This window comes from Treponema sp. OMZ 906 (assembly GCF_024181185.1).
Taxonomy (GTDB): Bacteria; Spirochaetota; Spirochaetia; order Treponematales; family Treponemataceae; genus Treponema.
This window is the reverse complement of sequence record NZ_CP051196.1, coordinates 1,386,822-1,404,857: the sequence shown is the minus strand read 5'-3', so window position 1 is coordinate 1,404,857 and position 18,036 is coordinate 1,386,822. Positions and strand designations below refer to the sequence as shown.

General features: G+C 42.6%; 15 protein-coding genes. 5 read left to right on the top strand and 10 right to left on the bottom strand.

Going from position 1 to position 18,036, the window contains the following annotated elements:
- Positions 1-69: 69 nt before the first annotated feature.
- On the top strand, positions 70-1,797 hold the full coding sequence (locus E4N69_RS06325) for a YifB family Mg chelatase-like AAA ATPase (RefSeq protein ID WP_253824865.1): 1,728 nt from the start codon (positions 70-72) through the stop codon (positions 1,795-1,797).
- A 34-nt stretch (positions 1,798-1,831) separates the two neighbouring features.
- On the opposite strand, the gene pbpC is transcribed toward E4N69_RS06325, so the two are convergent.
- On the bottom strand, positions 1,832-4,153 hold the full coding sequence (gene pbpC, locus E4N69_RS06320) for a penicillin-binding protein 1C (protein WP_253824864.1): 2,322 nt from the start codon (positions 4,151-4,153) through the stop codon (positions 1,832-1,834).
- Positions 4,154-4,224: 71 nt separating this feature from the next.
- Positions 4,225-4,728: a hypothetical protein gene (locus tag E4N69_RS06315; protein ID WP_253824887.1), complete on the bottom strand. Its 504-nt coding sequence runs from the start codon at positions 4,726-4,728 to the stop codon at positions 4,225-4,227.
- A gap of 217 nt (positions 4,729-4,945) precedes the next feature.
- On the opposite strand from E4N69_RS06315, the gene E4N69_RS06310 reads away from it, so the two are divergent.
- Entirely contained in the window at positions 4,946-5,611 is a 666-nt protein-coding gene (locus E4N69_RS06310; RefSeq protein WP_253824863.1) for a DUF4272 domain-containing protein, read from the top strand.
- Positions 5,612-5,669: 58 nt separating this feature from the next.
- Here E4N69_RS06310 and E4N69_RS06305 read toward each other — a convergent pair whose 3' ends face one another.
- The 8 genes from E4N69_RS06305 to E4N69_RS06270 all read right to left on the bottom strand — a co-directional run bounded on the left by E4N69_RS06305 (position 5,670) and on the right by E4N69_RS06270 (position 15,863).
- The gene (locus tag E4N69_RS06305) at positions 5,670-7,379 is read right to left on the bottom strand and encodes an ABC transporter ATP-binding protein (RefSeq protein WP_253824862.1); all 1,710 of its coding nucleotides are present in this window, start codon (positions 7,377-7,379) and stop codon (positions 5,670-5,672) included.
- Positions 7,372-9,165: an ABC transporter ATP-binding protein gene (locus E4N69_RS06300; RefSeq protein ID WP_253824861.1), complete on the bottom strand. Its 1,794-nt coding sequence runs from the start codon at positions 9,163-9,165 to the stop codon at positions 7,372-7,374. The genes E4N69_RS06305 and E4N69_RS06300 overlap by 8 nt, the downstream gene beginning before the upstream one ends.
- Positions 9,166-9,183: 18 nt before the next feature.
- The gene (locus tag E4N69_RS06295) at positions 9,184-11,034 is read right to left on the bottom strand and encodes an ABC transporter ATP-binding protein (RefSeq protein WP_253824860.1); all 1,851 of its coding nucleotides are present in this window, start codon (positions 11,032-11,034) and stop codon (positions 9,184-9,186) included.
- Position 11,035: 1 nt separating this feature from the next.
- Positions 11,036-12,808, bottom strand: coding sequence for an ABC transporter ATP-binding protein (locus E4N69_RS06290; protein ID WP_162664784.1), 1,773 nt, complete (start codon positions 12,806-12,808; stop codon positions 11,036-11,038).
- A gap of 171 nt (positions 12,809-12,979) precedes the next feature.
- Entirely contained in the window at positions 12,980-13,549 is a 570-nt protein-coding gene (locus tag E4N69_RS06285) for a TetR/AcrR family transcriptional regulator (protein ID WP_162663522.1), read from the bottom strand.
- Between the two features lie 137 nt (positions 13,550-13,686).
- Complete coding sequence (locus E4N69_RS06280; protein ID WP_162663521.1) at positions 13,687-14,700, bottom strand: hypothetical protein; 1,014 nt, start codon at positions 14,698-14,700, stop codon at positions 13,687-13,689.
- Between the two features lie 26 nt (positions 14,701-14,726).
- A complete protein-coding gene (locus E4N69_RS06275) occupies positions 14,727-15,041 on the bottom strand; it encodes a hypothetical protein (RefSeq protein ID WP_009216794.1) in 315 nt (104 codons plus the stop codon).
- Positions 15,042-15,149: 108 nt separating this feature from the next.
- Entirely contained in the window at positions 15,150-15,863 is a 714-nt protein-coding gene (locus E4N69_RS06270) for a DUF4241 domain-containing protein (RefSeq protein ID WP_162663520.1), read from the bottom strand.
- Positions 15,864-16,138: 275 nt separating this feature from the next.
- Between E4N69_RS06270 and E4N69_RS06265 the strand changes: the two genes are divergently transcribed.
- The 3 genes from E4N69_RS06265 (at position 16,139) to E4N69_RS06255 (ending at position 18,013) form a co-directional block, all read left to right on the top strand.
- On the top strand, positions 16,139-16,594 hold the full coding sequence (locus E4N69_RS06265) for a DUF2004 domain-containing protein (protein WP_162663519.1): 456 nt from the start codon (positions 16,139-16,141) through the stop codon (positions 16,592-16,594).
- Positions 16,595-16,664: 70 nt separating this feature from the next.
- On the top strand, positions 16,665-17,201 hold the full coding sequence (locus E4N69_RS06260) for a DMP19 family protein (protein WP_162663518.1): 537 nt from the start codon (positions 16,665-16,667) through the stop codon (positions 17,199-17,201).
- A gap of 17 nt (positions 17,202-17,218) precedes the next feature.
- A complete protein-coding gene (locus E4N69_RS06255; protein ID WP_162663517.1) occupies positions 17,219-18,013 on the top strand; it encodes a hypothetical protein in 795 nt (264 codons plus the stop codon).
- Positions 18,014-18,036 lie beyond the last annotated feature (23 nt).

Genomic DNA, 18,036 nt, shown 5'->3' with positions numbered 1-18,036 from the left:
CTATATATCCTTTAAGAAACTGCAACCATCGTGTTTTTTATGAGGCGGTGACAGGATGAGGAGCTGAACATGACTATTATGAGTTTTGCCTCCTTCGGCTATGAAGGAGAGATTATCAAGGTTGAAGCGGATTTGCGGCGCGGGCTGCCGATTGTCGATATTGTCGGACTGCCGGGTTCGGCGGTGAAGGAGGCGCGGGAACGGATGCGCGCTGCCATCGGTAATTCCGATTTACCTTTCCCGCAAGAACGGATACTGATCAATTTAAGCCCTGCCGATCAGAAAAAAGAAGGCAGCGGGTTTGACTTGCCAATTGCCCTTGCCGTATTGCAGGCAGACTGCGCGCTCGATATGCCGGTTATGGTAATCGGAGAGCTGGAACTATCGGGGAGGGTACGGCCGGTGCGGGGCGTATTGGGAGCTTTAATTTCAGGATCTGCCGCTGGGATTGAGTACTTTATCGTACCGAAAGAAAATGAAGCGGAAGCCCGTATCCAGCAGGGGGTGCACATATACGGTGTTGAAACGCTACGGGAAGCTTTGGAATGTCTCTATGCGATTGAAACGGAGCTACGTGCGGAAAAAGACTGCGAAACAAACACAGGCGAAAAAAACGGCGGCACACCGGCACAGGAGGCTATCGACCACACAGGCAACTCGATTTTCACAGCGGCTTCATGGTCGGAACCGAGTCAAGCGGATGCCGCGGCAAATACGGGTACGGGCGGCTTTTTCGAGGAGGTATACGGGCAAGGCGAGCTGGTACGAGCTTTGCACATCGCAGCGGCAGGCGGACACAGCGTGCTTGCCTACGGGCCGCCCGGCTGTGGTAAAACGCTTTCGATGCAGCGGTTTGCCAGCCTCCTTCCCGACCTAGACCCGAAAACGGCGGAAGAAGTTACCCATATTTACAGCATCGCAGGTCTTTTACCGAGTATGCGCGGTCATGATGTGCGGATTAAACGCCCACCGTTTAGAATGCCGCATCCGAATGCCAGCCTTGAAGGAATGATCGGCGGCGCCGGAAAATGTATGCCCGGGGAAATCTCCCTTGCGCACGGCGGAACCCTTTTTTTGGACGAAGCTGTGCAGTTTAAACAAACAGTGCTGCAAACGCTCCGTGCGCCGCTGGAGACGGGAACCGTCACTTTGAGCCGTGCCGGCAGGGCGACCACCTTCCCTGCCCGCTTCCAGTTGCTTATGGCGCTCAACTCATGTCCGTGCGGAAATCTCGGAGCCGACGGCAAGGTATGCACGTGTATGCCTGCCGTAGTTGAACAATACTGGAAAAAATTGACAGCGCCGTTGATTGACCGTATCGACTTGCGGATTCCGGTGTTTCCGACTCAAGCATACGGGCTGCCGGGAAAGCCGTGTTACAATACCGCGGATATGCGCAAAAAAATCGCGGCTTCGGATAAAATACAACGAGAACGGTACGCCGCATATCTGCATAAAGGATTCAACGGCGGAGCAGCGGGAACGCCTGTACACAACAAGGCGGTAAACTCCAGCCTCGCCGGTGCTGCGCAATCGGCAGCGCAGCTGTCTTACAAAAACGTACACCTGACTCCGTCTGCCCTGTTAGCAGTGTGCCCGCTAACCGGCGAGGCGGAGCGTATTTTTACCCATAATGCCGAAAAAAGAGAGCTTTCGGGAAGAGGCAGCCACGCCGTTTTGAAGATTGCGCGCACCATTGCCGACCTCGCGCAGGAAGAAGTCATTGCGGCACCGCATATCGAAGAAGCGATCCGCCTCCGCGAATGGAGTTCCTTTTTACCGTTTTTTATGCACTGAAAGGGTGATGAGTAGAGACGTCTGCACTTTATTCCTATCCTGCATCGAGGATTTCGAAGGTGCGGACACGGCGAGTTCCTAACGAATCGGTTACGGTAAGAACATGGGTACCGATCTTAGGCCGGACAGTCATTGTATGCGTTCCCTGCGTACTGCCGAGATACACTCCGTCGATATCCCAATAGATAACCGTACCGATATCACGCGCAGCAGCCTGCATAATCATGGCGCCCGCACTGCCGTCGATTTCTATCGGAATAACGATACGCGCTCCTTGCTCGGGGAATAAAATTGCCAGCTGCGAAGGATGAGCGCCTTGATGCCCCGCAACGAAGGGCGGCAGTTTTTTATACGTCGCTGCAAACCGGGTATAATAATACTCTACTGCCGGCGGCAATACAAAGCGGTTTTGAATGAGCGGAAATCGGCCTTCGTATACCCCCGTCATGTCCGACATATCAGCCTGAAATCTTCCGTCAGGTGTAAACGACACGGCGGTGCAATACGGGCAAACCGTACCCTGCGGCGCTTGAGCGGGACGAAAGCCCTTTACGGTACGGCTACAGTACCGTCCGGCAATATATCCGGAATCCGCACAGAAAGTTTCTTCCTTTAAACTTTCGGATGGTGCCGCAGGCCAATGGGCGGCGGGAAGGGAAGCAAAAATTTCAAACAATACCGGCGCTGCCGTGCGGATACTTTGGAGATCTTGTCTCCCCTGCCCTTCCGCATTGCCGAACCACACACCGACCGTATATGTTTCCGTGGTTCCGATTGCCCATCCGTCACGGTTCCCGTTGCTGGTACCGGTTTTCCATGCGATTCTTTTGGAACCGGCAAAAACACGCCAGAGCGATTCATCATCGGGACGCACCCCCTCGGCCAATGCTTTGAGCGTCAACCACGCAGCACCGGCCGATACGGGAAAGACATGTTCACCGGAGTACCCGCTCCGGCTGCATGCGGCGTTCATAAGCTGTGCGTAGGCATATACCGCTTCGTAGAGCGTAATCTCACCGCCGCCGAGGATGAGCGGCAAACCGTATTCGTCGGCAGATCGCGTAAAGGTGGTAAAACCGCACCGCTTGAGATAGTCGAGAAAATGACTGATCCCATACTCACGCAGCATTCTAACGGCGGGAATATTTAACGAGCGTGAAAGCGCTTCGGAAGCAGGAACAGCCCCACGGTAGAGCGGCACATTATTATCGGGTTTATAGCTACCGATACGAGTCGGAATGTCAATGACGAGTTGATCCGGTAATAACCGGCCGCTGTCCAACATTGCGGCATAAAGGAACGGCTTTAACAGACTTCCGGAACTTCTCCGCGCCTGCACAATATCTACTGCCGATGTAGTTCCATTCCGGCCGTCAAGCCCAGTGTTGCCGCAGTATGCGAGCACTTTTCCGGTAGCGGTTTCGATAATCAGCGCTGCAGCATTATCGATCCCTTTTCGGGAAAGTTCACGCGAATGCCGCTCCAAAATCCGGTACAGATTTTTTTGCAGACCGGAATCCAGATCAGTGTAAAACCGTGCGGTATGGGGGTATTGCTTCTTTAACAATTCCAAATAATGGGGGGCGCCTGAAGGCAGCGGATACGGCTTTTCAGGCAACGGCTCTGCAAGCGAAAGCTCCAGCGTTTGCGCATCGATACGCCCCATTGCATAAAGCTCTTGCAGCAATGTATTACGCTTTTTGAGCAAAACAGCTCTGTTTGCTCCCGGATGCACCAGCGAAGGTTGATTCGGCAGTACGGCAAGTGTTGCCGCCTCCGCCCATGTCAGCGAAGCAGGCGAACGGTTAAAATACCGCCAAGAAGCAGCCTCAATGCCGATGACATTTCCCCCGAACGGCGCATGAGCGGCATACAGCGACAAGATTTTCGCCTTGCCCAACCGAATTTCCGCCATAACCGCGAGGAAAGATTCCCGACACTTTTGTCCGAATGTACGCGGCTTATTCCCTGCAAGCAGCCGCATAGTTTGCATCGTAAGCGTCGAGGCTCCCGAAACAATCCGTCCCGCCCGTATATTGGACACAACCGCACGCACTACGGCAATCGGATCAACACCGAGATGATAATAAAAACGTTTATCCTCAAAAACGATAACCGCTTGAGCAAATTTATCGGGAACCTCGCCGGGCGAAAAACGCCACTGACCGTCCGAAGCAACCGATGCACCGAGCAGGACACCCGTTTTATCATAGAGCGCATACGAATAGGGCACATTTTTCGGCACAATTTTCAAGGGAAATAAAAAAAGTGCAGTATATGTAAAAAAAAGCGCTGCAAAGAATTTTTCGTACCGTATTTTCGTTTTATCCGATAACCCCGATATACTGCCGTTCATATCTTATTTTACCGCTTTTCGTTATCCTTTTTAAGAGGTTCCCAAAGACTCTCTAATAGTTGCATCGGTCATTATTTGTAAGCTGATATCTCCTCAATTGCAATATCCAAAGAAGGCAGCCTTCTTCTCTTTTCTTTTGTTTCTTTTATGGAGCCAACCAAAACTACTCTGTGTCCCGGTATTTTTAATACGTAAGTTTTATACCAATAAGGTTGCGGTTTGGGAATCTTAATATTTACAGCTCCCTTTTTGATGAGGAATTCTTTATTTTTCCAATATAAAACGGCATGATCTTCATATAGTTCCAGCTGTGCTTCTTCCTCCTTGCTGCTCCAACATTTTGCAGCAATCCATGCCGGCAGCGACATAGCAATAGGAATTAAACCGAATATCACATAAACAGCATGCATGGGATGTTCTCTGAAATATACCGGTCCATCTTCCGGTCCTTTCTCAATACCGGAGAACACAAGAAATGCATAAAAAGTCAAAAGCCCAACTATTACTCCGAATAACACCATAATATACAATACACCGGGTGAATATTTATTGCATTGAAATGTTATTCTTCTCATCATTTACAATTCCTTTTTTAACGCTTTATTCCGTATACATTATCCGCTTTTCAGTGATAAAATTCATTTGAATAAAACTGCATCATATTTCGGTCTGTTTATCAAGTCAAATGTGCTAAGCTAATATTATACCATGTTGAAGGTGTTTTTCCAGCAGTTATCAATGAGTTCAGTTTTTGATATAATGGCAACGTAAGCAAAAAACAGGAGAACTATTATGTACATAAGACCTGAAGATCGGCGTGAAAAATCGAATGCAAAAATAAAGGGAATGGGCATTGCCTGTATGGAAGAACTGCCCTTGGTGGAATCCTCAAAAGAGGCAAAGCTTAAAAGCTTTGGAGAAATCTGCAACAGAGCCATCGCATGCCTTTTGTCAATTCAATTGGCCGAAGACATTCATAATGAGCAAGGGTATGAAGAATCGAAGGAACTGTTTTTACGTTTGCTTAAAAACTACGAAGTATCGGACTGCCTTTTGGAAAAAGAAAAACGGCTTTTTGACGGGACATACAGTGAACAGGATGTCATCGATGTCTGCTGGACTTATGAAGCCTATTGGTCGCTTGTGTGGGCTTTGGGCTTGGTCGAAGATATTTCGTATCCGAACACCATCTGTGATGTGGAGAGAGCGATAAAACTGGTCGGCGATACCGATGGGAAAACTGCGTTTAAAGCACAATGTAAGTTACGCGGAATAGAAGAAATACTGGATATGCTCGATCTTCACTACCGTTACCATTGGGCAACGGAGGAAAAGCGGCTCCGCCCGGAAACGGAAATCAAGGACTTAAATCCCGATGTTTTGATGGAACGGCGGCGCGGACTTGAATGGCTTATTTCCGAAGAATCCGATTGGTTCGATATTTCGATGGATACGTAAGATACGGTTTCATTCCAACAAATCATTTAATCTTGTATATTCTTAAGCATTATCATAACTACACCTCATACTGTGCTTTCCACAGCCGAGCATAGTACCCATCTTTTTCCAAAAGTTCTCTATGCTTTCCTCTTTCAAGCAATTTTCCTTTTTGAAACACAAGAATTTGATCTGCCTTTTGAATAGTCCTTAAATGATGAGCGATCACTATGACCGTTCTGTTTTTTGCAAGTTCTGTAATGGCATCCTGTATTAAAGACTCATTTACGGGATCGACATTACTGGTCATTTCATCGAGGATTAAAATCGGAGCGTCTTTTAAAAATGCTCGTGCAATGGAAATCCGCTGTCTTTGCCCGCCGGATAAGAGACCTCCATTTTCTCCAATATCCGTTTCATAGCCTTTCGGCAAGCTCATAATAAAATCGTGAATCTTTGCCTTTTTTGCAGCTTCGATGATTTCTTCTTTTGTTGCTCCTTTTTTTCCTACTCGGATATTTTCCTCGATGGTGTTATCGAAAAGCTGCACATTTTGCATAACAATACTGATGCGATCCAAAAGTTCATCGTAGGGAATATCCCGAATATCGGTATCGCCGAGTGTAATACTTCCGCCTTGCACATCGTAAAACCGCAAAAGCAAATTCGTAACTGTCGTCTTACCGCTTCCCGATTCTCCTACAAGCGCAGTCATCGTTTTTTCCGGAACGGAAAAAGTTACTCCATTCATTTTGAACTCATCTTGTTGATATGCAAATTCGATATTTTCAAAAGCTATATCATTATATTTCGGAATAATACCGTCCGCTTTATCCGGTATTACTTCTGCATATAAAATTCTTGAAAGTCGTTCATAACTGTCTACTGCCGAAACATAATACATATAGTGCTGTTCCATCGACGCAAAGGGCTTATAAAATTCCTTTGAAATAACGGCAAAGATGATAAAATCAAATACTTTCAAATTGCCGTTTATCACAAACATCACTCCAAATATAAGGAGCAGTAAATATCCCATATCAAGTAAAAAACCGAATACGGATAATTGTTTTGCTTTAAATCTTGAAGCAACTTTGCTTGTTTCTCCGAATTTTTTTGTTCTTTCTATCAGTTCACTATCCAGACTTTTGTTGTTGGAAAAACTCTTTAATACCGGTATCCCTCTAACATATTCAACAAATAAACTCACCATATCCAAAAGAGCGGAGTTGTTTTTATTTTCAATTTCCTTTGATCTTTTAATTGTCATAATTAAAAACGCAAGAGCAATAGGAACGGATACTGTCATTATCAGTGCAAGTCTTATATCAATACTTGCAAGACCGATACATACAACTGCCGCTATTAAAAAGTCCCCGAACATTCTTGACCACATATGTCCTACAACAAGAGACATAGTATCAACATCCTTATGAAGAATCGTGTTAATCTCACCGAGTCTTTCATTAGTATAGAATCCTAAGCTGAATTTTTTTAGTTTAATAATCATTCGCTCTCTAATTTGCTGAACAATATCAAAGCCTGCGCTGTGCTTTTTCATATCCGCAATCATGTTACAGATGCCCTTAAATACAACAAGCAGCGCAATTGCAATAAAATAGGTATAGAGATTTTTTATACTCGTTCCGGCAAATATTTGAAACAAGATAGAAAAGACGATAACAATCATCGCTATCGAGCTTAATCCATACATGGCAAAGAATATACTTGATATAATCAAATCTCTTTTACCGGTTTTTGTAAGCAGTTTTAGCATCTCTCTAAACATTTTTTATTACTCCCGTTATGCAATCGCAATCTGCTGCGCTGCTCGTTCGTGAAAAGCTTTGTTCCTCGTCTTTCAGATTCCATCGGTCGACCTTATTCTGTGCTTCAACCATATCTTGATAGAAATCACATCTTTGCATTAACTCTTTGTGCTTTCCTGCATCAAGCACACGACCTTTATCCATAACAATAATTTGATCCGAATTTTTTATCGTATTCAAATGATGAGCAATAGTAATGACCGTTTTATCCTTACGTAAATCATCAATCGCTTCTCCGATTAATTTTTCATTTTCACTATCAACTGCGGCCATTGCTTCATCTAATATCAAAATCGGTGCATTTTTCAGTATCATCCTCGCAATGGAAATTCTCTGCTTTTCTCCACCTGATAACTTGACACCCATTTCACCGACTTTTGTATTGTAGCCATTCGGTAAAGCAGAAATAAAATCGTGACATCGTGCTTTCTTTGCGGCTTCTATGATTTCTTCTGTTGTTGCTCCTGCTTTACCGATAGCGATATTTTCCGAAATACTTACATCAAAAAGAATAACCTCCTGCTGCACACTTCCGATAAGTTCTGCAATATTCTCCTGACTGTACTGCTTTATGTCTTTTCCACCTATCGTTATGAGTCCGCTGTCTGCATCCCAAAAGCCCATAAGCAAATTGGCTACGGTGCTCTTTCCGCAACCGCTTGCCCCGACAAAGGCATTCAAGCTGTTTTTCTTAAAAGTTAAATTGATATTTTTAAGCTCAAAACTGTCTTTACCATAAGCAAAATTCACATTTGAAAATTCTATATCGCCACATCCCAAACCTTGTGCCATTTTTTTATTCGGAATCGGAACGGTTAAAATCTTTCCTATTTCTTTTAAGGCTTCCTTAAACACAATAGAAAAATGTTGTAAAGTAGCAGTCTTACTTATAGAGGCTGTAAATGCAGAGGACAAAATAATAGCAAGAATAAAATGAGGTGTTGTAATATTTCCATGATAAAGAAATATACTTCCTAAAATCATAACAATGACTACGCCGATTTCCATGAATATATCAATGAGCCCCATTGGAATAGTAATTGCTCCCATACTCTTTTTCACCCAGTAAATATATTCTCTTGCCGTCTTTAGTGTCCGTTCACTCATCACTTCTTCTTTTGCAAAAGCTTTAATCACGGAAATATTTTTTACATATTCCATCAGTTCTTCTCTCATCTTACTTTCATGGTTGAAGTAGAGCGCAAAGTTTTTATTCATTGTTTTCTGCGAAAGTATTTTTACCGCATACATCAGCGGAACACCTGTAATCATGCTAAGTGCAAGACGCCAATCTACAAAAATCATTGCGATGAAGATGATAACAGGAAGAAGCGTAACAGCCATTATTTCAGGTAATCCATGCGCAAGATATACTTCAACCTGCTCTACATCATGTTGAACGATATTGGTAAGCTCTCCGGTATTATGCTCTTTGAAAAATCCCAAACTGAGTTTTTTCAGATGACCTATAATATCTAACCTTAGTTCCGTCAATTTTTTATATGCTTTTTCGTGAGCAACTTTCGTCGCATAATAATAAAACACCCCCTTTAGAATAAAGGAAGTGAGCATTGCAAGAAAAATATACTTCACCTTTGCCGCTGCTATATCTTGTGCAATCAATGAACTTATGAGATAAACGAGCAGTACCTGCGGTATTAAATCAAATAGTATCTTTAAAGAAAGCAATATATTTGAACTCACATTATTACCGACTGCTTTTTTCCGCAGCTCTTTTTCTGTCATAAACAACTCCATTACAAATTACAAATTCCCCGCGACTTCCCATTCGGCGGCTTTTTGTTGCTCTTGTATCATCTCAAAGTAGGTGCCGCGCTTTTGCATAAGTTCCGTATGAGTCCCTTTTTCTTCGATGCGGCCGTTTTTCAACACGATGATTTGATCCGCATTGCGAATGGTATTCAGCCGATGAGCGATGACAAAGACGGTTTTTCCCTGCATCAGCGTATCCAAGGCGGCGTTGATTTTCCATTCGTTGTCGGCATCGAGTGAGGCAGTCGATTCGTCCAAAAGCACGATGGGTGCATTTTTTAAAAGAGCACGGGCAATAGCAATGCGCTGTCTTTCGCCGCCTGAAAGAGCAGCTCCGCCTTCCGCAAGCAGGGTGTTATATCCGTCAGGCAACTCGCTGATAAACTCATGACATTGAGCCGCCTGTGCCGCAGCGATAACCTCCGATTCCGAAGCATCGGGCTTCCCTATTTTAATATTATTGTAAATGGTGTCCGACAGTAAAATGCTGTCTTGAAATACCGCACTGACGGACTGCAAAAGCGTATCGGGTTCTGTTTCTTTTATATCCTTTCCGCCGATTTTAACCGTACCTTTTTGCGGATCCCAAAAGCGGGCTATTAAATTGGCAATCGTGGTTTTGCCTGAACCTGACGGGCCGATGAGAGCAGTTACCGTTCCCTGCTTTGCCTCAAAAGAAATGGAATGCAATACCGCTGTTTGTTTTGCACCGTCTATTTCCCGTTCGGCATTAGCTTCACCGCTTTGGTTTTGAAACGTATGGAACGGTTCTCGATAAGAAAACGAAACATTTTCAAAGGAAACGTCAAAAGGCTGTCTTTGTTCCTGCCTTGTTTCTTCCACCGTTGTGCCGGTATTTACCTTTGCAGTTCCAGCGGTTTGTAAACACGGTAGGGGTTGAGCCGTATACGCTTTTTGCACATGTTCCGCCGCAGGCTTTAAACCTTTTAGTAAACCGTATGCGTGTTCAAATGAAATTAATACCCCCGAAAGCGCAAGGCTCATCAACATAAAAGCGGTGAGTTTTTCGGGGCTGACCGATCCGCTCTTCAGAATATATACCGAAGATAAAAGAGCAAGCGGCAGTAAAAAATGAGCTGCTATAAAATAGACGGCAGCAGGCAGCGAAAGTTTTATTTCCGCTTTGATATTGGTTTTTCTTACCGTTTCCAACGACTGCAGCATTCTGTCAAATTTTTCTCCGGTTAGATTATACGCCTTAAACACTTTTATTCCTTTAATGTATTCCAGCACAATGGAAATCATACGAGCGGTGAGTCGATGCTTTTCATTTCCGAAATGTTCCGCCAAGCTGTTTCCCCAATGCAAAAACGGAACAAGCACAAGGAGCGTTATTGTTTGCGCTATCGCCAAGGAAACATCGATACAATACATACCGATTAAAATCAGCGCCGCCGTTACCGCAGTTTTTACCAGTGCGGGAAGCGTATGCGTAATGATCAGTTCAAAATTGGTAATATCTTTTACAAGGGTTTCCAAAAGAGCGCCTGAACTGTGCCGGTTAAAATAGCCGAGGCTTAACGCGCGATAGTGATTTGCCAAATCAAGCCGCATGTGCGCACATACTTCCGCCCCGCGAGCAAAGCAGAGGTAGTAACCCGTGCGGTAAATAATTAAACGGAACACCACCGCTCCCAAACAAACCAGCGAATAGGTAATGATAATTTCTCCGGTCAATGTGTTACGTACTAATCCTACCACCGTAAAATAGAGCATAATGTATAAGAGCATACCGCCCGCGGAATCAAGCGACATTAAAATAATCGGCAGCCTTAATGCTTTCCGTTTTTCTTTTAATATATGTGCAATCAGTTTTAACATATCAGTTTTCCTCCTTTACATTTATACTACCGTGGTTGAGAGCGAATATATACGTGCGCTGCATCTGTGCATACAAACCGTTTTTATTCATCAGTTCAGTATGGCTACCTTGTTCAGCGATGCTGCCTTTTTCAAAGACAAAAATAGTATCCGCATTTTTTATCGTGTGCAGACGGTGCGCAATCATAATGACCGTTTTTCCTTTGAGCAAATTTTGCAATGCGACTTGAATCTTATGTTCATTTTGAATGTCCGAATATGAAGTTGCTTCATCAAAAATGAGGATAGGCGCATTTTTAACTAACGCACGCGCAATAGAAATCCGTTGCCGCTCTCCGCCTGAAACCTTTATACCCTCTGTGCCGATTTTCGTTTCATAACCGTCGGGTAAACTCATAATAAAATCGTCAATTTGAGCTGCCTGTGCTGCCTTGCGTACTTCCTCCAAAGAAGCGTCACTTCCCATGCGGATATTTTCGAGCAGCGTGTCTTCCAATAAAAACACATCTTGAAATACAAACGAGGTAAGCGCCATAAGGTTCTCCGTTTGCAGTTCCGTAACGGGAATACCGCCGATAGAAATAGTGCCCGCAGAGCTATCCCAATATCGTCCGATAAGCTGGGCGGCGGTGGTCTTGCCTGCACCGGAAGCTCCGACAAAGGCGTTGACGGTTCCCGCCTTTACACATAGCGAAACATCATTTAAAGCATTCCGTCCGTCTTCTCCATACGAAAATGAAACACCGTCAAACCGGACATCATAACGGCCGTTTAGCGGAAGCGTTTTTGTTCCGCTTTTCATCTGCGGCTCTTCCAAAATTTTTTTAACCGCTGCAAGTCCGCCGCCGAGTTCCATCGACTGCATAGCAATCGTAACCGAATTTAAAAACGATGTATAAAAGCACACCGTCAAAAGAATAAAAATCAAAAAAGAAGAAACCGACAGTGAGCCTCTTACATAAAGGAACCCTCCTGCCGGCAGAGTGAATAAGATTGCCGAATCCAAAATAACCGATGCTGCCGAAAGCGGATTACACGAAGCGCTGCACATCTTTTTCCAGCAAACAGTATACGTCTGTAAAGCGGTTTTGTACTGTTGAAATTTTTCGGCTGTTACGCGGTACATCTTCATCACCGGCATTGCAGAAATATATTCCGTAGCCGATGCATTCAAGGCTTCCATATCCTTTGCAAAATCGTTCGCCAATCCCGAAAAATTACTTGCCGCTATCATCATCATCGGAGCGGCAATACCGAGCAGCATAGGAACGAGCATAACCAATGCCATAAGCCAATGGAGATGCAGCATAAATACAAACATCGCAAGGGGAACAACCGCCGCCTGCGTGAGTTCCAAAGTGCTGTGCGCTAAAAAAGCTTCCACTCTATCGATGTCATCGAACAGGGTTGTCTTGATTTTACCCGCTGCATTTTTTTGAAAGAAGCCTGCATTCAGGTACGAGATATGTTGCAAGACTTTTATCTTTACCGTATGCATCGTATTAAATGCCGCCGTGTGCGAACAAATTCCCGCAATCGACATCAACACTGCCTGTACCGCCGCTGCTGCAACACACATAACAGCCCAATGTAAAAGCGCTTCCGCACTCATCGACCGAGCAATAATCATTTCCAAAATCCGGTACACCGCAATGTACGGAACCAACGACAACATCGAGCCGATCGCTGCAAGTACCATACCCGTAGCCAACTTTCCTCGCTCCGCCTTAGCCAGCGTAAAAACATACGCCGCTCCAACTTGTTTATCCGTCATAGGCTTTTTCAATTCTTTTTCAGTCATTTCAAATAACTCCTTATCATCATCAAGTGTTAACATCCATGTCTTCAAAACTAAATAATATTGAATATATATTCAGTATTATAACCTAAAATAAGGAGCGGTTTGCCGCTCCTTCTCTTCCATTGTTTATGCCACAACTATGGGTTATAACGATTCAACTCCGTGATAATAACATCGGTTCATTAACGTGAACATTTCCATCGCCCATTCGTCGTTTTTATAATGGCGTGCAATTTCTAAAAGCCCCTCAACATAATTATTGGAAAGAATATGAAACAGTGCAGGATCATAGGAGCCATGCGCAAACTGCGCGGCTCCTTTTTCGATATGCAACTGCAGTCGTTCAACCCATCGGTTTTTTGCTCCGGCGTGTTTGGTGCCGGAACTTTTATCCATCAGAATGACGAGCTTTATATGATTTTTTAAAAGCCCGTGCACATATTCCGCGCCGATTTTTTCAAAACGTGTTGACGGCAGCCCCGACTCCATAGCTTCTTCTTTTTCCAGCGCATTCGTAAAATACTCGGTTATACCGGCAACAACCGTATCAAACAAAACTTCCTTATTCTTGAAATAAGTATAAATGAGTGCTACAGGAATATCAGCCTCATCTGCAATATCCGTCAGCTTGGCGCTTCTATAATCTTGTTCATAAAATATTTTTTCTGCTGCGGCGAGAATTCTATTTCTCACTTCTTCTTTCAATACTTGCATCTCAAAATCGCTTGTCTTTTTATCAAAATTGAATTTTAATTTAATATTAAAGAGAAGGATATTGTTTGTCAAGTCGACTATTGTAACGGCAAGGGATACGATAAGAGAGAGTACCGATACCTCCTCTCAAAAAGTACCTATACCGCCATTTTGCACAGGGCGATATGATTTATCTCATCGCTGATAAATACGTGATTATCCCAAATATCCATAATCCTGAATTTGGAATATCCTCTTGGGAATGTAATATCGAGAAGTTCCAGGTCAGACAATCTCAACAGTTTTTGGTTTCCTTTCCATTCATCTGTCTTGAAAATCGGGGATAGGATCAGATATTCTTTTTGGGCGCTGAATTTTCCCCTCAAGCCATGCTTTTGTGCAAGCTTTTCCAATTTTTCCTTTCCCCATATTTTCCTCTTGTAGATACCGTCTTGGGTGAGTTCGAGATACCAATAATATTTAAATTGTGATAAGCGGCAAGGATTTACCGTATCAGCTTCCACGAAGGCATAAATCGAATTATCTTTTATCATAAGGCTGCCTATCTGGGGATAGGAGTAACTAAAATCCATTTTGTGATGGATACCCTCTGCCCGTTCCAAGGATTGCATAAAATTGCTTCGGACTTTTTCATTTGTAAACACAGGGGTGAGTTGCTTGTCCCAGTGCAGCGTATGCGTCTCATTATCATAATGTAGAGAGGTAAAACTATTTGCGGCAAAGACCTCTCCGTCGACACGGCAAATAATCGGATAAACCCCCTTTTCGCCAAGTGTGGAAATCTCCGTGATATTCTCTGCGGCACACAGGTTTTCACTTACTACTTCGCACGGCTTCTGCTCGGGAGACGACACCCACCAGGCTTTTTTGTCTTCTCCGCTAATAACTAAAATATCGGAACCTGTATCCAACAAAACGGGCTTATTCCAGCTTTTCTTTTGTGCGGGAGACGGAATGAATGACCATCGCCCCGCCTTTATCCAAACGATACCGTAGCTCGTGCCGTCATCACCGTTGCCCCAGATAACAAATTCGTCTTTTCCTCGTGCAAAATGATTTTTTGCATTGATAGGAGCATATTGATATGCACCGTTGCTTAGCTCGAATCCTGTCGTCGTCCACTCTGAAATTTTATCTAATTTTACCTGCATAATTTTCTATCCTACACAATAAAGTTCTATCCTTGTCTTCTGTTTGTATTATTGTAAAATAATTTAGTCCGTTCTTTGGTCAGCAGCCCTTTGTCTGCAAGCTTGTTTACAAAGTTTTCTTCGTATCTTGCAAAATCTTCGGCACAGCCTATGTTTTCTGCAAGGAGTAAGAGGGCATTATCTATCGTTTCAGATTTCGGATTTCTGCCAAGTTCTACCTCGATATATTCACACAGTCTGTCGAGGGTCTCATAATGCTCTTTATCCGCCTTTTCGAAATTACCGCTCCAGTCTATCGAATCAAGCCTTTGTTTTAGCTGTAATAAATTAATATTATCCATATTTTTCGCTCTCTATACTGCTACCTTATGATCCGAATTTTTTCCAGTCCTTAACCGATTCGATAAATCGGTTGGGAAAGTTAGTTAATCAAATATACATCGCTATTTTTATCCGGCAAAAATATATTCGATGACAAGCTCACAGACAACATCGTTTTTATCGTAGCCGAAATATACCGGATATTTTCCATCACCGAAACCGCTTTGTATCATAGGAACGGTCAAGTCCGTTCCTTCTAACGGATAGTTAATCCAGTCCCCGCCGTCGCGTTGAAAGCGCGGATTTGCTGCATAACTCTTTTTGAACTCTTTTGCAAAATAATCGTCGTATATATTTTTGTCGGGATTTTCGTTTGCCCAACGGCTTTCAAAATCGCAATAGGCATCCCGTGTTTTTACATCGACAACCGTTGCAAGCCCTGCATCGACATTAAATCCGAAAAAACTTTCTCCATTGACGTCGTCCAAATCTTCATTGCCTATCAAGGCTTCACGATATACGGCAGCCTTTTCATCGGAAAATTTTACCCGTGTTGCAACATATCGGTAATGGTCTTCTTCTATTTCGACAACCAAAGTTTCTAATGGAAAAATTCCTGTAGGTACTTTTTGCAGATACGGCTCTTCGTTTTTGTCAAGGTAGACAAGCGGATCACGCACCAAAATATTTCCCGTAGGAAAATGCACGGTTCCCATCGGCAATATAAATAACTTTTTCCCATGTACTCCATCTTGAGAAAACAAGTTACCGTAATGCACCGGAGATACAAGCAGTTCCTTCACTTTTTCATATTTTTCAATCCATTCTTTTGTCGGTATCATATAAACCTCCACATAAAGATTAAATAATATAGTATTTATCAGTACCTGTGTCCACAGACAAAAGTTTCATTTTTTGATATACTTACAAAAAGTTTTTATTGGAGTCATGATAAACAGTTCGGCAGGAATTCAGCCTCACTGTTTATCTGCCGAGTTTGTCTTTCGACAAACGTCGCATTATTATATGTGCTTTTTAACTGCGTTACAAAAGCACGGAAAAAACTTTTTTCGCAAATTGATATTTGCTGCAAAAAGTTTTTATTGGAGATTAAGTTATGAAAAAAATGGAACATCAATATTTCGGTCAGTTGAATCTTGCGACAACAGATGATGTAGATGTAATTTGGGAAAAAGAGGTTCAGGGGATAGACACATGGCTTTGGCTCGGCAAAAATGTAGAACCGTCTACCGGCATACTCGACCTTTATGCACAGTTTCTTGAGAACATAGACGATAAAATAAAAGAAGCAAGAAAAGCGCTGATAACATATTTAAAAGATGACAGCTACTATATTGACTTTCATATTGAAGAATGCGGACTGGAAGATTTACCGAGTGATATTACCGAGTTTGTAACGAAAATGAAGATAACCAATATCGGCTTATGGATTGAAAGTGAAGGGCCGCATATCACAATGGATTTTATGATTGCGCCTGATGAAAGCGATGAAATACTCTGCGTAAAATTCGGTGAAGATGCAAAAATCATATCCATCGATTGGGAAAGTTAGCGGTTGGAAATGTCAATGTAAAAACTTTTTATTCGTGCCCCTGCAAAATTAAATATAAGGAGCTTGATATATGAAAACAATTAATGAAAATCTAACTGTAGAAGTTATTAAAGAAATGGGTGAGGAAATTGACCTTTATCGACTTACCAACCCGATGTGGTGGACCGTAAATATTTACGGAACTTATGAAGAGTATTTAAAATCGGCTAAAGATTTTACTGCGGAGCAGCGTTACTTATTAGCCTTGCAGTGGTATGCAGCGGAAACCGATAACGGCGGGCATCATCAACTATTTTTTAACTCCACCGGTATTGTGTGGAAAGATGCGTTGGAGGCTTTCAAACTTTTCGGCATAGATAATTTATATAATAACTTGCTGGAGGTGATAGAATTTTTTGGCGGAGATGTTTCTTTTGATAGGAAGCAGCGCTGGGATATGCTTTCAAAAGCGGAAGAAAAAGATGAAGAAGCTCTTTATGATTTTTTAGATAAGCATGACAGGTTCTTCTATGAAAACGAGGACTTTAGCGATAAGCTGACAGATTACATTAAGAATAATCCCGAGAAATTTGTCTTCATCGGCACTTACAAAACAGATGAGGATTAGAGAGAAAGCAACAAACTATGATTTATGCTAAATTTTATACTAAAAGCAAAGGTTGTTTAGAGGGCATTAACAGGAAACCAAGTGTCGAGATTGAAAAAATAATCAACAACCCCGAAGCTGATATTATCTATCAATCTCCTCATTCAAATAAGATTATTTGGGCTGCAAAACGGCTGGACGAAAATTGTGTACGCATAATGGCATTCGATAAAGCTGCAAACAAAATTGCTTCTATAAAAATGGAAGATGAATTGAGCGATTCAGATATAGCTTTTACAAGTTTAAATGAAAAAAATCGCATAGTAGTATCCTTTGCAGCAGGACAAGACGGTTCTCAAGATTATTGCATAGAATTAACTCAAAATGAGCTGAAAATAATATATAAGTTTCCGAAGAATTTATCGTATATGTTTAGCTTCGATAAATATGCTTTGCTTGCTGATTTTTATAGCTCAAACTTTTTTAAAATTTCCTCCTCCGATTTTACGCCGATTGCTGAAAAGACATATTCTTTATTTAAAGAAGATTCATTATCCAATGTACAGAAAATCAATGATAGGTTCGGAATATTTTGTACCACTGAAGGGAAGTGCTATGTATTTGATTTATCCGCACTTGAATTAATTGATGAGCTTATTATTGATTGTAAAATAGATGATTTAGAAAAAAATTGGGCTGTGAATGCATTATTTCAAACAAGGGATGAGATGATATTCCAATATTGCAATTATAAAAATGGGAAAGAAAGCATTGAATGGATCAGCGTAGATAAATTATATTTAGATAGGATTATCAAAGAACAAAAACTGTGATATAATTAAAAAAGGATAAATAT

Bases quoted from the DNA above. Each gene is read 5' to 3' on its own strand.
- E4N69_RS06325 (WP_253824865.1), top strand. From the start codon at position 70: ATGACTATTATGAGTTTTGCCTCCTTCGGCTATGAAGGAGAGATTATC.
- E4N69_RS06280 (WP_162663521.1), bottom strand. From the start codon at position 14,700: ATGCAGGTAAAATTAGATAAAATTTCAGAGTGGACGACGACAGGATTC.
- E4N69_RS06295 (WP_253824860.1), bottom strand. From the start codon at position 11,034: ATGTTAAAACTGATTGCACATATATTAAAAGAAAAACGGAAAGCATTA.
- E4N69_RS06270 (WP_162663520.1), bottom strand. From the start codon at position 15,863: ATGATACCGACAAAAGAATGGATTGAAAAATATGAAAAAGTGAAGGAA.
- E4N69_RS06285 (WP_162663522.1), bottom strand. From the start codon at position 13,549: ATGCAAGTATTGAAAGAAGAAGTGAGAAATAGAATTCTCGCCGCAGCA.
- E4N69_RS06300 (WP_253824861.1), bottom strand. From the start codon at position 9,165: ATGACAGAAAAAGAGCTGCGGAAAAAAGCAGTCGGTAATAATGTGAGT.
- pbpC (WP_253824864.1), bottom strand. From the start codon at position 4,153: ATGAACGGCAGTATATCGGGGTTATCGGATAAAACGAAAATACGGTAC.
- E4N69_RS06275 (WP_009216794.1), bottom strand. From the start codon at position 15,041: ATGGATAATATTAATTTATTACAGCTAAAACAAAGGCTTGATTCGATA.
- E4N69_RS06290 (WP_162664784.1), bottom strand. From the start codon at position 12,808: ATGACGGATAAACAAGTTGGAGCGGCGTATGTTTTTACGCTGGCTAAG.
- E4N69_RS06255 (WP_162663517.1), top strand. From the start codon at position 17,219: ATGATTTATGCTAAATTTTATACTAAAAGCAAAGGTTGTTTAGAGGGC.
- E4N69_RS06305 (WP_253824862.1), bottom strand. From the start codon at position 7,379: ATGTTTAGAGAGATGCTAAAACTGCTTACAAAAACCGGTAAAAGAGAT.
- E4N69_RS06260 (WP_162663518.1), top strand. From the start codon at position 16,665: ATGAAAACAATTAATGAAAATCTAACTGTAGAAGTTATTAAAGAAATG.
- E4N69_RS06310 (WP_253824863.1), top strand. From the start codon at position 4,946: ATGTACATAAGACCTGAAGATCGGCGTGAAAAATCGAATGCAAAAATA.
- E4N69_RS06315 (WP_253824887.1), bottom strand. From the start codon at position 4,728: ATGAGAAGAATAACATTTCAATGCAATAAATATTCACCCGGTGTATTG.
- E4N69_RS06265 (WP_162663519.1), top strand. From the start codon at position 16,139: ATGAAAAAAATGGAACATCAATATTTCGGTCAGTTGAATCTTGCGACA.